This window comes from Flammeovirga pectinis, from assembly GCF_003970675.1.
Taxonomy (GTDB): Bacteria; Bacteroidota; Bacteroidia; order Cytophagales; family Flammeovirgaceae; genus Flammeovirga; species Flammeovirga pectinis.
In genome coordinates this window covers 3,297,435-3,314,596 of record NZ_CP034562.1, presented here as the reverse complement: position 1 = coordinate 3,314,596, position 17,162 = coordinate 3,297,435, and the positions used below count along the sequence as shown (strand labels likewise).

11 protein-coding genes are annotated in these 17,162 nt (G+C 32.4%); 4 read left to right on the top strand and 7 right to left on the bottom strand.

Features of this window, described 5'->3' with window-relative positions:
* Positions 1-9 precede the first annotated feature (9 nt).
* The gene (locus EI427_RS13310) at positions 10-3,261 is read left to right on the top strand and encodes a PAS domain-containing protein (protein ID WP_126615424.1); all 3,252 of its coding nucleotides are present in this window, start codon (positions 10-12) and stop codon (positions 3,259-3,261) included.
* A gap of 49 nt (positions 3,262-3,310) precedes the next feature.
* Positions 3,311-3,781: a peptidylprolyl isomerase gene (locus EI427_RS13305; RefSeq protein ID WP_126615422.1), complete on the top strand. Its 471-nt coding sequence runs from the start codon at positions 3,311-3,313 to the stop codon at positions 3,779-3,781.
* A gap of 90 nt (positions 3,782-3,871) precedes the next feature.
* On the opposite strand, the gene EI427_RS13300 is transcribed toward EI427_RS13305, so the two are convergent.
* Positions 3,872-4,213, bottom strand: coding sequence for a hypothetical protein (locus tag EI427_RS13300; protein ID WP_126615420.1), 342 nt, complete (start codon positions 4,211-4,213; stop codon positions 3,872-3,874).
* A gap of 104 nt (positions 4,214-4,317) precedes the next feature.
* Positions 4,318-5,976 (bottom strand): alpha-glucan family phosphorylase, encoded by a 1,659-nt coding sequence (gene glgP, locus EI427_RS13295; RefSeq protein WP_126615418.1) that lies wholly within the window; start codon positions 5,974-5,976, stop codon positions 4,318-4,320.
* Positions 5,977-6,641: 665 nt separating this feature from the next.
* Here glgP and EI427_RS13290 point away from each other — a divergent pair.
* On the top strand, positions 6,642-9,671 hold the full coding sequence (locus tag EI427_RS13290) for a PD-(D/E)XK nuclease family protein (RefSeq protein WP_126615416.1): 3,030 nt from the start codon (positions 6,642-6,644) through the stop codon (positions 9,669-9,671).
* Between the two features lie 107 nt (positions 9,672-9,778).
* On the top strand, positions 9,779-11,041 hold the full coding sequence (locus EI427_RS13285) for a tol-pal system protein YbgF (protein WP_126615414.1): 1,263 nt from the start codon (positions 9,779-9,781) through the stop codon (positions 11,039-11,041).
* Positions 11,042-11,078: 37 nt separating this feature from the next.
* On the opposite strand, the gene ppk2 is transcribed toward EI427_RS13285, so the two are convergent.
* From ppk2 to EI427_RS13260, 5 genes are all read right to left on the bottom strand, one after another.
* The gene (gene ppk2 / locus EI427_RS13280) at positions 11,079-11,882 is read right to left on the bottom strand and encodes a polyphosphate kinase 2 (RefSeq protein WP_126615412.1); all 804 of its coding nucleotides are present in this window, start codon (positions 11,880-11,882) and stop codon (positions 11,079-11,081) included.
* Positions 11,883-11,900: 18 nt separating this feature from the next.
* Complete coding sequence (locus EI427_RS13275; protein ID WP_126615410.1) at positions 11,901-12,548, bottom strand: ribonuclease H1 domain-containing protein; 648 nt, start codon at positions 12,546-12,548, stop codon at positions 11,901-11,903.
* 41 nt (positions 12,549-12,589) lie between these two features.
* Positions 12,590-12,811: a hypothetical protein gene (locus tag EI427_RS13270; protein WP_126615408.1), complete on the bottom strand. Its 222-nt coding sequence runs from the start codon at positions 12,809-12,811 to the stop codon at positions 12,590-12,592.
* A 462-nt stretch (positions 12,812-13,273) separates the two neighbouring features.
* On the bottom strand, positions 13,274-13,897 hold the full coding sequence (locus EI427_RS13265; protein ID WP_126615406.1) for a response regulator transcription factor: 624 nt from the start codon (positions 13,895-13,897) through the stop codon (positions 13,274-13,276).
* Positions 13,898-14,085: 188 nt separating this feature from the next.
* Complete coding sequence (locus EI427_RS13260) at positions 14,086-16,989, bottom strand: sensor histidine kinase (protein WP_170178464.1); 2,904 nt, start codon at positions 16,987-16,989, stop codon at positions 14,086-14,088.
* Positions 16,990-17,162: the final 173 nt, after the last annotated feature.

The window sequence follows — 17,162 nt, the reverse complement described above, 5'->3', positions numbered from 1 at the left end:
GACTTCTCAATGAAGAAAAAAATTGATACAGATATACTAAAACGTCAATTAACACGATATTTTAGTTTCAGAACCATTCAAGGTAGAAATGTGCTTTTAACCACATCTTACCTTTTGATACTTATTACATTCACTATTCTAGTTGTTTTTCAAAATAAATTAGTTAGTGATGTTGGTGATAGGGTTATCCAAACAAGGAACCCTATCACTGTTATGACCTCAAGAATAAATGCAGGTTTAGATAGAGTTTCTGCTGCACAGAGGGGGTATTTTTTAACTAAAGATGATAGTTATAAAGATGCTCGTAACTCTCTTTGGGATACCGACATTTTACCAGCATTAGAAAAATTAGAGGAACTAGGAAAGCAGTTAACCTCTCAAGACCGACGCTCAATTGATGCCCTTGGTATCTTACTGAAAGAATATAAACACGGTCAGGATGATTTAGAATTATATTTTGAACAGCACATTACAGATTTTGCTGCTATTCAAGAAGATGTAGAAGCATACGATTCTCTCACACTACGTCTAAAATTAGAAAGCTTTAAAAAGAAAACAGAAGTAGACGAATATATCGTAGAATATCTTTTAACTACAATTTCTCCACTTAAAGCTGAAATCCGAGATTATTTAGGTCCTTTATCATTACAACAGCGTAAAGCCATGTTGGATGATGTTAAGAGAATTAATGAAGATATTGAATCTGCCAATTCATCAATTGCTTTTGTTACAGCCTTCTTTGCAATTCTTGCAGTAGGTTCATCACTATTAGTAATTCGAACTTTAAATACCTCCCTGCAACGTCCAATTGATCAATTAGACCGTTTAGCAATAGGAGATTTAGGAGATAGAATTGATGAAACCACAGATGAGATGAACGATATTATTTTATCAAGTAATCAGCTCCGGGATAATTTAGATCGCGCCTCCAAATTTGCATTAAATATAGGTGAAGGTAATTTTGAAGCTACTTTTAAACCTGCCAGTGATCATGATATGTTGGGGAATGCATTAGTACAAATGCGTGATCGTCTGAAAGATGTTTCTGATCAAGATGAGAAGCGTAACTGGATTACAAAAGGTATGGCTCATTTTGGAGAAATATTGAGAGAGAACCAAGATCTGAGTAAGTTATCAAATTCTATTGTTAGTGAATTAGTTAACTATTTACAGGCCAACCAAGGTGAACTTTATTTTATTGAAGAGAATGAAGAGCAACAAAAATATTTAAATCTTGAGGCTACATATGCATTCGAAAGAAAACGTATTATAGATAAAAAGATTTTTATTGATGGACGTTTTGCTGAGGGGCTTTTAGGACAATCTTATTTATTAGGTGAAACAATTTATCTTAATGATGTTCCTGAAGGATATACAGAAATTACTTCTGGCTTAGGAGATGCAACACCTCGTTCTGTATTAATTGTACCATTAAAAGTTAACGAAGGAGTAGAAGGAGTTTTAGAGATTGCTAGTTTTAAAGGCATTGATAAATTTGAAATAGAATTTGTTGAAAAAGTGGCAGAAAGTATTGCTTCAACATTAAGAACGGCAAAGAACAACCAAAGAACCAAAGAACTTTTATTGTCTTCTCAGGAGCAACGAGATCACTTAAAAAGTCAAGAAGAAGAAATGCGTCAGAACTATGAAGAGTTACAAGCGACGCAAGAAGAGATGGAGAGAAGACAGAAAGAATTAGAAAGTCTTCGTCAGAATCTTCAAAATGAAGTAAAAGAAAGAACAGTTGAGTTAGAGAAAACTTTAGAGCGTTTTGACTTAGCATTGCAAGGTACTACAGAAGGTATTTGGGATGCAGCACTTTTAACGGGTGAACTAGATGAGTCTACTACTTTCTGGTGGTCTGCAAGATTCGAAGAATTATTAGGCTATGATGAAGGTGAACTTAATAATGATTTTGAATCATTTATTAATAATATTCATCCAGATGATAGAGAAGATGCAGTTAAACTATTTAAAGGGTTAATTGCTGATCATTTAGGAATTGCACCAAGCACTATTGATGTTAGAATTAGATTAAAATCTGGTATGTACAAATGGTTCCATACTTCTGGTGCCGTAAGACATAATGACAAAGGTGTAGCACAACGATTTGCAGGTGCTGTAAGTGATATATCTTCTACAGTAGAACTAGTTGAAAGTCAAAAGTTATTGTCTATGAGAGAAGCGAATTTAAAAGCATTCTTAGACGTAACAAATGATTTTGTATTAGCAATGGACCAAAAAATGGTAATTACATTAGCTAACAATGCTATTAAATCTACACTTAGAAATAGAGGAGTTGAAATTGTTGAAGGCGAGACTGTTATTTTAGATATTCTACGTCCAGAAAACAGAGAAAAATATAGAGATAATACGAAGAGAGCACTTGAAGGTCAATCATTCTCGGATGAAATGACTTTACAATTAGGTGCCGAAAGACGTATTATGGATACGAGATACTACCCAATTCATTCGGATGATGGTGTAATAGTAGGTACAACGGTAATGTTACATGATATTACAGACCGTAAGAAGAAGGAAGTTGAGTTAGAAGATTCGAGAAGACAATTAAAAGCAATCTTTGATACTTACGATGCGGAAGTTTACATGAAAGATTTATCTGGTAAATATATTATGGTAGACCAGACTTTTGTACAAAACTTAAATGTTGATTTTGATGTAATTGGTAAAACAGACATAGAAATTTACGGACAAGAAAAAGGAGAAGCTATTTGGGAGCTTGATGAAGCGATATCGGAGCAAGAAACAGAAATTTCTTTTATAGAAACAAGAGACAATGGCCGAAAATACAAATGTGTAAAATTCCCTATGGTCAATACAGCAGGTAAAGTATATGCTATTTGTAGTATAGCGTCTGAATTAGAATTTGACGATAGTGTAATAAGTGGCGTTGATAAGGTTCCTGTTTCTGTTGTTTTTAGAAACTTTTCTACACCAACAGAAATAGTTGAAACAAGTGGTGTTTGGAAAAATTACTTTGGAGAAGCTTTAGACTTAAATACTTTCATTACAGAAAGTGATGAAAAAAGGTATAAGAAGGCAATGAAGAATATTGAAAGTGCTATTTCTGAAGGTAAATCATATTATGAAACCTATACTGTAACCTTAAATTCTGGTAATAAACTATTGTTATTAGAGAAAGGTAATTCAGTAGAACGTGAGCATGATAGTAATTCAGTAGTAGTATCTGCATTAATAGATATCACTCCTTTGCGTCCAAATCATGAAAAAAATGTATAATTTATTACCTTTGCACATCTAATAATTATATCATTCAAAAATAGTCAATATGAAAGCAATCATTAAGACAGCAAAAGGAGACATGACAGTTGAGTTCTATGTGAACGATGCTCCCAATACTGTAGCTAACTTTGTAGAATTAGCAGAACACAACTACTACGATGGATTAAACTTCCATAGAGTACTTCCTAATTTTGTAATTCAAGGTGGCTGCCCAAACGGTAACGGTGCTGGTGGACCAGGTTATAGAATTGCTTGTGAATTGGATGGTGATAACCAATACCACGATCGTGGTGTTCTTTCTATGGCACATGCTGGTAGAAATACAGGTGGTTCTCAATTCTTTGTTTGCCATAGCCGTGCACAAACTTCACATTTAGATCGTAACCATACTTGTTTTGGTAAAGTAATCGAGAATGTAGAGTTAGTTGATGAAATTCGCCAAGGTGATAAGATTCTTTCTATCGAGATTATCCGTGAAGATGGAGATCCTGAATTAGGAGCAGTTAAGAAATTATAGAAAATAAGGTAAAACTTATTTATAAAAAGCTATCTCAGAAATGGGGTAGCTTTTTTTTGTCAATTGATTAAAACTAAAAGTTATCAACAATTAAAGGTGTTTTAACCAACTAAACCTTTTACGTGTTGATAAATAAGTCATTTCTCGCTCATTTTGATAAGCTTCTTTCTCAAAAGAGATATTTTTATAGGCTAAGTATGTATTTCTGTGAATAACTAATCGAATTCCATACTCAATAATATACCATAAGTAGAAAAACACTAAAAGTAATTCTTTTTGTTGTTCAAAATGAATTTTCTCATGTAGAATTAGAATGTCCCAGCGTTCTGAATTTTGAAAGCTTTTAAATTCTGACCTAATAAAAATTAAAGGGTAAATAGCCATTGCCGTAAAACCTTTGAACGGAAGAAATTTATTGAAAACTACACGCATAAATTTATTGGGATGCGAATATAAAAAAAGCGAGCGTATCGAAATACACTCGCTTAATATTAATAACAATTTCTTTGAAATTAATAGCCTAGGCTACTTATTCCTTAGTCGTTGTATAATTTTTCATAATACTGTAATGCCATACGGTTAGCATCGAAGTAAGGAAGAACGTCACGCATAGAGTTTTTCACTCTTTCGTTCCAATCTTCTGGACGATCATAATACGTAGGGATAATTTCATTTTCTAAGACGTCTAACAAGCTGTTCATATCTTGCTCATCTTGCTCATGCACTGGTGCATTTAAATCTGCTAGTGGTAAAACATAAGAGTTTTCACCGTTTGCAAATTCAGGTATCCAACCATCATCAGTAGAAAGGTTAATACCACCGTTCATTGCTGAAGTCATTCCAGAAGTACCAGATGCCTCACGAGGTACACGAGGGTTGTTTAACCATACATCAGAACCTTGCTTCAACTTACGAGATAATTTTAACTCATAACCTACCAATACAGCCATGTTGCCATAGTCTTTTGATAAGTGAACTAATTGGTTGAAGATAGAAACTGCACCATAATCCATAGGATAAGGCTTACCTGCCCAAATAATTTGGATTGGACGGTCAGGGTTGTTCATGATGCGGTTGAAACGCTCTTTATCTCTAGTTACTAAGTCTGCACGTTTGTATGCAGCAAAACGACGAGCCCAAACAATAGTCAAGACCTTAGGGTCCATTAATTTACCAGTTTGATCAGCTACTGTTTCGAATAACTTAGATTTTAAGTAACGTTTACGGTCTAATAACTTATCATCGTCTTCTTTATGAAGAGCAGTGTAAAGTTGTTCATCAGCCCAGTAAGTACGGTTTTGAGCATTTGTAATAGAAGTAATACGACAGATATTGTCATATTTATTCCACATATCGTTAGATACTTCACCGTGTAATTTAGATACACCGTTAGCAATTTTCGCTAAACGTAGACAAGCAAGTGAGTGATCAAAAGTATCATTCTCAATACCAGTGATTCTACGAACTTCGTCAAGAGGCATACCATTAAAGTAACCTAACTTGTTTAGGAAGTGGATATCGTGTTTTTCGTTACCTGCTTCTTCTGGTGTGTGCGTAGTGAAAACTAAAAGTTCTTTCACTTTTTGCATATCACCATTGAATTTTTTCGCTAAATGGAAAGACGCTGGTAATGCGTGTGCTTCGTTAAAGTGATAAACTTCTGCGTTATATTCTAACTCATCAAGAAGTTTTGCTCCACCTAAACCTAAAAGCATATATTGAGCTACTTTCGCAGATGCATCAGCGTCATATAGACGGTGAGAAATTGATTGCGATAAGTAATCATTTTCAGGAAGGTCTGTTGTTAAGAAGAACATAGGAACAGTATTAAATACGCCTGGACGTAAATATTTAGCTGTTACCCAAACAGGATGACCATTTACTTCGATAGTAAATTTGATGTTTGTGTCTTCTAAGAAGTTGTTGATTTTTTCTTGGAAAAGAGCATCCATCTCTTGGTTTCCTTTACGAACTTGGTCGTAGTAACCATATTTCCAAAGAATACCAATTCCAATAAAGTTTTGATTTAGCTCGTAAGCAGAACGCATATGCGAACCAGCTAGGAAACCTAAACCACCAGAGTAAATTTTGAAAGGTTGATCGATCGCAAACTCCATACAAAAATAAGCAACGCGTTTTTTGTACTTAGGGTCGTATGCGTAAGGGTGTTTAAAATCTTGTTCGAAACGTGACATATCAGTGAATTATTAATATAATTGATATTTACTTTTATTTAAATCATGTCCTTCTGACATTTCTAAATGCACTTGCAATTTTTATAAATTATTTATCTAAACTTATGATGTAAGTCACCAAATTCAGAAAGATTTCTTGCAACCGGTTGATACACCGGTCGAATGTTCATCTTCTAACAAGATATGTAACTTTTTTGTGGTTTTTTCACTAAAAAGTTTAGAAAACTTAAAATAAATGCAAATACATAAAAGTAAGCTGACGAAAATAATGATAATATTAATTAACGTCAAACTATTTTTATAGATAACTTATTTTAGTCTTATTCTTTGTTGATGTTTGGAGAATCTTTTTTGCCCAAAAATAGATGCCAATTATAATTGCAAGAGTATTAATAAACACCCAACTTATAACTTGACCTATACCTTGCAATAAAAAGGCAATGAATTTTAGAAGCGGGACTATCGTGAAAGATAAAAGCACCACTATAAATGTGAGAAGCAACTTTGAAAACGTCATGAAATAGGAGAGTTATTTTTTAATCTATATTTTTTACGGTGTTGCCTCTTAAATGTTGTCATTTTCTCTTTATTATTTCAATTAGTTATGACATTATTTATTCTCCTTGTATTTTCGTTGTTCTTAATACCTAAACCATACTAAAAATATGTCTGAAACCTATCAAATTCCATTTCTAGAAACAGTAGCTCAAAAAGTTTACAAGGAACATAAAGGTGATTTTACTAAAATTATTATCGTACTGCCTTCTAGAAGAGCAGGAATGTACTTTAAACAATATTTTGGTCAAGTGATAGATCAAATTACGATTGCTCCTGCAATTTTATCAATGGAAGGGTTTGCAGAAAGGTTGTCCAACTTAGTGAAAGCGGATTCAGTAACATTATTGTTCGAATTATTTAAGCTTTATAAAAAGAAGGATAAATCGATAACAATAGAAAAGTTTGCACCTCTTGGAAAGTCATTGTTGAGAGAGTTTAACATGATCGATAACAATTTGACTGCAGATCAGGCAGATAAAATGTTTGACCATTTAAGAGAAGCAAAAGCAATAGAACATTGGGCGTCGTCATTAGGTGATGATGAAACTATTGAAAAGGTAAAAGAAGAGTTATTGTCAAAGAAAGAATCTATGCAAGATTTTCTCGAATTTTGGGAGAACTTATCAAGTACTTATTTTGACTTTAAAAAAGAACTAAAGAAGCAAGGTTTAGCCTATGGCGGACTAGCTTTTAGAGAGGCATTTGATAAGCTAGAAGAGCGAATAGAATACCTTGGAGTAGAGAAAGTAATTTTTGCTGGTTTCTCTCAAATGTCGGGGGTTGAACAATCTATTGTACAGACCTTGACAGATTTAGGGAAAGCACAGTCATACTTTGATGCTGACAAGCGTTACTTTAAATTACACCATGAAGCAGGACATTATTTAAGAAGATATGTAAGTGGATTTGCTGCTCAACATGTAGACTTTCAGAAAGACTGGTGGAGTACACATAATAAGTCAGTATCTCTAAAAGCAATAAGTAATACGGTTGGAGAAGCAAAGTTTGCAGGAGAGTGGTTAACAGGTTTACTAGATACTCCTCAGAAAAGAGAAGAGTTTAAAACAACATTAAATCATACGGCAATTTTATTACCCGATGAAGCATTGTTACCTGCACTATTAAGATCGCTACCTTCAATAACTTTTGAAGATGGTTCTACTTTAGCAGAACTGACAAACATTACTATGGGTATGTCATTTTCTAAAACACCTCTTTTTGATTTACTGAGAGTTATATTTCAATTACAAGAACGAATTAGAGAAAACGATGAAGCAGTATTGTGTGCTTATTTTAAAGATGTTCAAAATATTCTGCGTCATCCGTATTTTCAATATACAAATTCAATAAAAGAGTTTGAAGAAATATCAACTTCTATTCTAAATGAAATTACAGAGCAGCAAATGGTTTGGATTCCATTAGAAAAGTTAAGAGAATGGGGAGACCAACATCCAATATATGCAGCTGTTTTTTACTTCTGGGCAAATGATTATCGTAACGCATTAAAGAGTTTAAACGATTTAGTGACGACCTTAGCAGATGTATTAAAAGCTAATCCCGATGTACTAGGTATTTCTTCTTCTGAAGGTATTGAGAACTCTTTTGAGGGAGAATTATTAGTTCAGTTTTATAAAATTTTAAAGAGACTCGAAGATACTTTACCTCAATTTGCACAAGACAACGGTCAGTTATCAATTTATATATTCAAGCAGCTTTTATTAGAATTGTTACGTGGTGCTACAGTACCTTTTACGGGTGTTCCAATTGCTCCATTACAAATTATGGGTATGTTGGAAAGTAGGGCATTAGATTTTAAAAATGTACTTGTTTTATCTTGTAACGAAGGAAAGTTACCAATCAAGAAGACAGTAGAAGCAATTATTCCATTTGATACAAGAACCCAATTTGGCCTACCAACTTATTTAGACAATGATGCTGCTTTTGCTTATACATTCTATAGGTTATTCCATAGGGCAGATCATCTAACATTTGCTTATTTGGATGCGAACTCAGGAAGCGATGCTGGTGAAATGAGTAGATTGCTTTTGCAAGTCAAAGAAGAATTAAGTGAAGATCCTTCTTGTAAAATTAATTTAGATTCTTCTGTTTGGTTGTTATCTAAAGCAGATAAAACAATGTCAGAACCTGTATCAATTCAGAAAACAGAAATTTTTGCAGAGAGAATAAAGAACAGATTAAAAAGAGGTGTAAGTCCGTCTGCAGTAAATTCTTTTATTAGAAACCCGCTTACTTTTATAGATGAAAAAGTAATAGGCCTAAAAGATGAAGACGAGATCGAAGAAGATTTAGACAATCGAACTTTTGGTAATTTGATTCACTTGGCTTTAGAGTGGGGGCTTAGAAGAATGATTGGACTGCCTGATAAAGACGAAGACACTCCATTTGTTCTCCGTAAAAAAGATTTTGATAAAGCATTAAACGATAAAACATTTATACCGAAGCTAATAAAAGATGTAGCTAAAGAAGAAAATGTTGAAATGGTAAGAGGACAAAACCTTCTTTTAAAAGCAGTAGCGGAGAATTTATTACAACGCTATTTTAGAAATCAGATTGAAGAGATCGAAGCTTCTGAAACAGGAGCAATAACTGTTGTTGGTCTTGAGAAATTTGTTGACCATCAATTTGATGTGGAAATAGATGGTGAAAAAGTAAGAGTAAGATTATCTGGAATGGCAGATAGAATAGATGTTGTTGATGGTAAACTTAGAGTTGTCGATTATAAATCGGGAGGCTATACATCTGCAGATTTGACGTGTAAAAATTGGATGGAATTATTGGAAGATGAACATAAAGGCAAGTTATTACAATTAATTATTTATCGTTACCTACTTACTTCTGCAGGTTTTGATAAAGGCAACGCAAATTTTCAGAAGAAAATAACTAGAGCCAATTTTTTGTTACAAAAAGAAGGATTACCTCAGATTGATTTATCTAAAGGTGTTGCTTCTGGATTCTACTTTTTTAGAAAAATTACCGATGGTTTAAAGTCATGTAAAATGGATCAGCCTTTAGGAGAATTTACTGATTTAGAGTTCTTAGATAAAACAGAAAAGTTTATTGAAGAGTTAGTGAAAAAAATGCTAGACACCTCAATTCTGTTGGAAGATGTAATGTAGATTGTAAAAAAACTTAAATTTTACAAAACTAGTTAGGCTATTTTGTCTGTTATTTGTTTATAGAATATATCTTGAGTTGTTCGTTATGAAAGAACGACTAATAATTTATGCTAGACGTACTCAATATTAAATTATATAAACGTAGCTTCTTTGTAATCTACTTCATCATTTTAGGATCTCTTTTTAAAGTAAATTCTGTTTGTGCTCAAGCTGCTTTGCCAAAAATTGAAGATGTTGATATGTTGATGACGAACCTTACAGTTCAGTTAGAAATTACTTCAGGAATTGACGCGATGTATAATTTTGAGTTCAAAGTTGCAGAAGGCCAGTTTAATTGGCTTAAACATCACTACCCTGAACACCCCCTCCCTTATTTTTTACTTGGCTTAAACCAATGGTGGAAAATTGTTCCTAATTTAGAAAAGACAGATTACGATAAAGAGTTTTTTTCTTATATGGATTCTGCTATTTATTATGCTGATAAAATGCATAAAGAAGATAAAACAAACCAAGAAGCTGTTTTTATTTTAGCCGGATCTTGGGCTTTTGAGGGGCGTTTAAATGGGGAAAGGCATAATTGGACACGTGCAGCTTATTCTGTAAAAAAGGCTTTAGGTTATTTTGATAAGTTAAAGCAGATGCCAAAAACAGACCTATCTCCAGAGTTATTATACGGAGACGGGTTATACAATTATTATGTTGAATGGCTGAAAGAAAATTATAAGATGCTCCGCACGGTATTGTGGATGTTTGATAGTGGAGATAAAGAATTAGGAATAGAACAATTAGAAACGTGTGGTAAAGAAGCATTTTATACAAGAATAGAAGCAATGTATTACCTTATGAGGGTACATTCGTCTAGTGGTGGTAAAATGATTAGAGCTTTACAAATTTCAGAATATTTGTACGAGAAGTACCCCAATAACCCTTATTTCCAGAGATATTATGCTAGGTTACTCTACTATAGTGGAAGGTATCCACAACTTTTTAAGGTAAGTAAATCTTTATTAGATAGGGTAGATGAAGGTATGCTAGGCTATGAGGAAATGAGCGGTAGATATGCATCATTTTATTTAGGTGCTTATTACAGAGATTATATGGCAGATTCTAAAACTGCTGATCATTATTATGGAAGGGCTGTAGATTTTGTTGAAGATATTGGTGATTATGGTTCTGGATATTATCATTATTCTTTAGCAGCCTTAGCTAAGGATGCAAAAAAAGAAGGAAATTACGAAGAGGCTAATAAATATTATTCTAAAATTTTAACTTATGCTGCTGGTAGAAAGAAACTACAAGAAGAAGCAAAGAAGTTTAAAAAGGAGTATAAAAAAATTAAAAAGAGTCGTAAAAAGGCTGAAAAAAAATAGCTGTTTAGTTTACAAACTAAACAGCTATTTTTTTGTTCTAATACTTATCAGGAACAAAAGATTGCTCACTTAAAGGAGGACGTACATAACCTTCTTTACTTATTTTAGGTAAATCTATGGTTTTGTATTTAATCTCTTCGTAAGGTACTTTTGATAAGAAATGTGATATACAATTAAGACGTGCTTTCTTTTTATCATCTGCCTTTACAACATACCATGGAGATTGTTTAGTATCTGTATAAGCAAACATATTATCTTTTGCTTTAGAATATTCTACCCATTTTGATCTAGATTCTAAATCCATTTCACTAAACTTCCATCTTTTAATAGGAGAATTAATTCTTTCCTTAAATCTTTTTTCTTGCTCATCATCAGAAACAGAAAACCAATATTTAATAAGAATTATTCCTGAACGAATAAGCATTTTTTCAAATTCGGGACAGGTTCTTAAAAACTCTTCGTATTGATCGTCTGTGCAAAAACCCATTACTTTTTCTACCCCCGTACGGTTATACCAACTTCTATCAAAAAGAACAATTTCGCCAGCCGCTGGTAAATGGGGTACATAACGCTGAAAGTACCACTGAGACTTTTCTCTTTCTGTAGGAACACCCAAAGCAACAATTCTAGCTACCCTAGGGTTTAAGCGCTCTGTTATTCGTTTAATGACACCGCCTTTCCCTGCTGCATCACGTCCTTCAAAAAGTACAACCACTTTCATTCCTGTATGCTTTACCCATTCTTGCATTTTAACAAGCTCATTTTGCATACGAATTAGTTCTTCTTCGTAGTACTCTTTCTTTAATTTACCGTTTTTGCTTAATTTTTCGTTTTTTTTCATGGTTGTTTAATTGATATTTTATTTTCTTCCAAAGTCGGCAGGGATTTCTCCCCAAGCTTTTGTTTCCCACTTTAGAATTGGGTTTTTGTAAGAGTTACTTTCAAGCCAATTCACAGCTCTATCTATTAAATCAAAAATTATTTTATTCTTAGGATTCTTCGTTAAGGTTGTTTTTAATCTTTTATCACGAACCCACTTCATGGCTGTTCTACTATCCGTATAGACTATTGTATCATGATATTTATGCTGCTTTAAGAATGCAAGTGCATGTACAATACCTAAGAACTCACCAATATTATTAGTACCATCTTCATGAGGGCCCTGTATAAATAGTTGTTTACCGTTCTGAAGCCAAACCCCTCTATATTCCATCGGTCCTCTAGCACCACTACAGGCAGCATCTACGGCAACGCTATTTGTCATGATCGGCTCACCTATAGAAGGATCAATGTTTTTTTTGATAACCGTACCAGGTTTCTTTTTAAAAATATAAGCACTAGGATTACTGTTATATGCCTTTTGAGCTTCAAGTTTAGAATCAAAAGATTTATACTTGGCACCTTTTGTACCTTGAACCTGTTTCTGACATTCTGCCCAAGTTGTATAAATACCGGGTTTTCCTCCTTCCCATACAACATAAAATTTTTGCTTTTTGCTCCCGGCCATTTCTTCTTTTTAATCTGATTTAAAATGAATTTACAAAATAACTATTTAGAGTTGAAAATTAATTGATATTGTCTCCAAACTTTTTCTTCCATTACTCTAGCTATTATCTGATTAATATTGATTTCTGAAGCATATACCAAACATGTATACTTTATGACATCCCAATCTTTGTTTAAATCAAAAAAACCTTTGGTATAAGTTTTAGAAAATTCTTGAAGTAGTAAGCGTTTTGTCTCTAGTTTGAAGGGAGTTTGTGCATTCATATTTTCATTTTTAATAATTTAAGTGCAATTGTATTGGGAAAATACTATCAATAACAATTATTTTAACTTAAAGAAACGTGCATTTTAGGTGTCTAAAGGAGGTTTTTTAGTACTTTCTTAAAAAATTATCATTTATTTTTCTAAATGACTTGAGCAATAAGGATATATCACTTAAATTTGCACGCTCATATTCCTAGGAATGTGATCTATACTTTGATAATTGATTTAATAAAATATAGTCATGGGATATACAAAACTTATTAGAAAGAGCAAGAGAAACAAGACTTTCGCTAAAGCTCGTGTAACAACAATCCAACGTTTGAGTGCTAAACCAGTAATCAAAAAAGTTGACGTTGAAGCAATCAAAGCTGAGTTCGCTGCAAAATAATTTGTATCTACTCAATTAAAAAACGGTCTAGAAAATTAATTCTAGACCGTTTTTTTATGCATTTTTTTTGGAGGTTAAATAAAACCTTCACTTTTGGCTTTAGTTACCGCTTCAATTTTATTAGAAACTTGTAATTTTAAGTAGATATTTTTAATGTGAAATTTGACAGTATCCTTAGAAACAGATATTTGATCTGCTATATCCATATAACTTTTCCCTTCTGCCAATAAATTGAGAACATCCGTTTCTCTTGATGTAAGTGGAGATTCACTTTCTCTTCTAAAAGATTTAACTACAAGCTTAGCAATATGTGTACTCATTGGAGCTCCACCTGCAGAAACTTCGCCTAGTGCTCTTAATAATTGTGTGTGATTACTATTCTTTGTGATATAACCTGTAGCGCCAGCACAAAGAGCATCAAAAACATATTGACTGTTTTCGTGAACTGAAATAATTAATATATCAGTTCTAGGTAATGATTGTCTGATATGCCTAGTACCTTCAATACCATTCATTCCGGGTAAATCAATATCCATTAGAACAATATCAGGTTTATCGGTATCTAAGTTGGCAATAGCTCCTTCACAAGAGTCATAGGTGTTGATTACAGTATAGTCAGAAGCCTTTGTTTCAATTAAGAGTTTGAATGCTTCTTGTACATCTAAGTTATCCTCAACTATTATTATTTTCTTTTTCATACTAAATTTAAATAAAAAAAAAGAGGTGAAACAATATGTGGCACCTCTTTTTTGAATTTCAACAATAAGAATGAGTTCCCCAACTCTAAAGTTTTAGGGGTTATAGTCAGGATTTGTACTGCTTAACGATTCATTACTTCAAATTTACTATTGAAGTGTATATCTTGTACTACCCCAAAGGGTAGTTTTTATAGATTGTTATTAAAATTACTACTAAAAGTGACAGAAATTGAGGTGCCCTCGTTCTCTTTAGACTCAATTGATAAGGTTGCATTTGCTAATTTTTTTATTCTTGAATGCATATTTTTAAGACCATTACCATGTTTAGAGTCTGTATTATTCATTCCTATACCATTATCCTTTATTGCAATTTTAATATTTCCCTTCTCTTCAATAATAGATAAGTATACGTGTGTTGCTTTTGCATACTTCGCAATATTTGTCATGGCTTCTTTAAAAATAAAGACTATTTGTAAACTCCATGAATGAGGTAATACAAGGTTTTCATTTTTAGATATCTCTTTTTTAGAATGGTAACGAATTTCTAACTCATCAAAGAAGTCTTCACCAAAATCCTTTATATAATCATAGATTACACTTAACTCATCATTTTTAGCATCAATAGACCAAATAAAATCTCTTGTACCACTGTATAATAATTTTGATTGAGTTTCTATTCTAAATAAAATCTTTTCTGTTTCTATATCTTTTCCTTTTAATTTTAATGAGGCTAAATCTGCTAGTACAGTGATACTAGCTAATTTATTTCCCATTTCATCATGGAAATCTTGAGCAATTTCTGTTCTAACACGGGCTAATTTTTTTTGTGCTTCAGCTCTTTCTCGAATAATTTCTTTTAATTCATTCGTTTTAATTTTTTCCTTCTTGATCTTATAGTTCGAAGAATAAATCAATGAAATAATTATTAAGAAAAATATTCCACCTTTAAATAAAGTGTGTTCCCAAAAATATCCTTCAATATTTAACGAAGAAATTACGGGTGTACTCCAGTCAGACCCAATAGTTTTTCCTCTTACATAAATATCGTATTGTCCTGGCTCTTTATTGGTTATTTTTAAAACATCAGTATACTGAAAGTTTATCCAATCACTTGCTTTAGATATTTTATACTGAAGTTTTATAGATTCCATTTCAGATAAAGCACTAATTTTAATAGGCAGTTCTAAAATACTAAATTTACTATGGCTGTTGTATATCTTTTTCTTCCAGGATACATGAGGAGGGGGGATTGTACTTGCTTCTTTATGGTTAGGCATACTCATTATACCTTGTAAAGTAGAAATCCATAATTGATGATCTGATGATTCAAAAATCCGGGTTATTTGATCATTTATCAATCCAGAAGAAGTATTGTACTGCCTTTTTAGTGTTCCGTTTTTTAAAACAGAAAGGCCTTCATTTGTACCTACCCACAATTGATCAAAATGATCTTGATAAAGCGTAGTACAATTCACACCATCTAGTGATAATACTTTTCTTAATTTATTTTTTTCTTTTTGATCTTTTATATGTAAAAAATATAAACCTTCTGATGTTCCTACCCAAAGTAATACTCCAGATTTATCTATATATACATAATTAATTCTCTCGCCATTTTTAAAGTTTTGAATCCAACTATCTTTTAGGTCGAGTTTAAAGTTCTCACTCAAAGCATAAGATAATAAGGCTCCTTTTGTAGCTACCCAAATTGTTGTATCGGTAATTGCAGCACTAGAAATTTTTGATTGTTTGATATTGCCTTTTGGGAAATTTTGAAAGACTTTAACCATTTCAAATTTCTTGCTCATTGGGTTTTGTTGAACAACTTTTATAGAATCTTCTTCTATATACCAATCGCCAAATTGATTTTTACCGGCAAAAATAGACCAGTTTACAGGAATAGAGTCATTATTAATAGAATAGCTATGCCCATAAGAAGTAAAGAAAATATTCTCTTCAGTCTTAACAATGTCCTTAACAGGGTATTCTCTAAGAATACTTAAAGAGTCAGTTTTTAAATTATACTGATAAAGCCTATTTGTAGTAGAGAATGCTAGATTGACAGAATCAATTTGATTGATTGATAATACGTGTGTAACATCAATCTCATCTATGCCTAAATATTTAAAATCGGTATCTTCTATAAGATAAAGTCCATCACCTTGAGTTGTAATCCATATACGGTCTTGTTTATCAACTAAAATAGAAGAACTAAAAGATTTTGTATTTAATATTTTTTCTAGATAAGTTATTTTTAATGTCTTGCTATTTATTAGAATATTTCTCTGTTTATGATTATTCTCGTTAACAGCAGCTACAATATTTCCATTATTCAGTTGATATAACTTTGTTGGAAAAAGGTTGTCATTAATTTTAATAGTTTTTTCTATATCACCTTCTGGAGAGAGTAGTAAAATCTGTCCTTTTGACCCTACTAATAGACCTCCATTTTTAGAGATATTAGTTGCTGATATGATAAGATTACCAACAGCTTCTTCAAAGAAATTTCCTTTAAGAGATGTGCCATCTATAATTCTAATTCCTTGAGTATCGAAGCCATACACAAGTATTTTATTCTGAAAACGATTTAAACCTAAGGAAATGCTACGGCTACTTTTAGAGTTGTAAAAAGGTATTGGTTTATCTTTTCTCAGAAATATTTCTTCTTTTCCATTTTGTCGATGAGAATAGAAATTTAGTTTATGAGATTTTTGCTCTTTTAAATTCATATAAAAGGCAGAACTCCATTGCCAACCGTATAACTCATTACCAATTTTAACTCCTTGATGCAGTTTCTTCGCTCCTTTCTTTTGCATAAAAGGATAGGTTTGAATAGTATCAAGCTCTTCGTTAAAAACATGTACGCCACCTCTCCATGTAAACATGTAAATAGAGTCTGTGTTATTTTGATTAAAACCAATAACAAACTCAGAATTTAGACCATCTTGAGTTGAATAAGTTTTAAATTCTTTTCCATTAAAAGTACTCAAACCATCATCTGTTCCAATCCATAATTTACCATTAGCTTCTTTAAGATGATAAAGGAAGTTATGTGGTAAACCATCTTTCTTTGTCCAGTGATGCGTAAACATTTTTTGGCCACTACAAAAATGAAAAGTAAGGAGTAGTAACAGTAATATTCGTAGAAATTTTATCGACATTTAAATTTTGGAATATTATTTTTAATAATTGCTAGTTAATGCAACCCGTTGTAATATAAAAAGATTTATTTTAAAGTGATAATATGCGTAAAATCACCGAATTA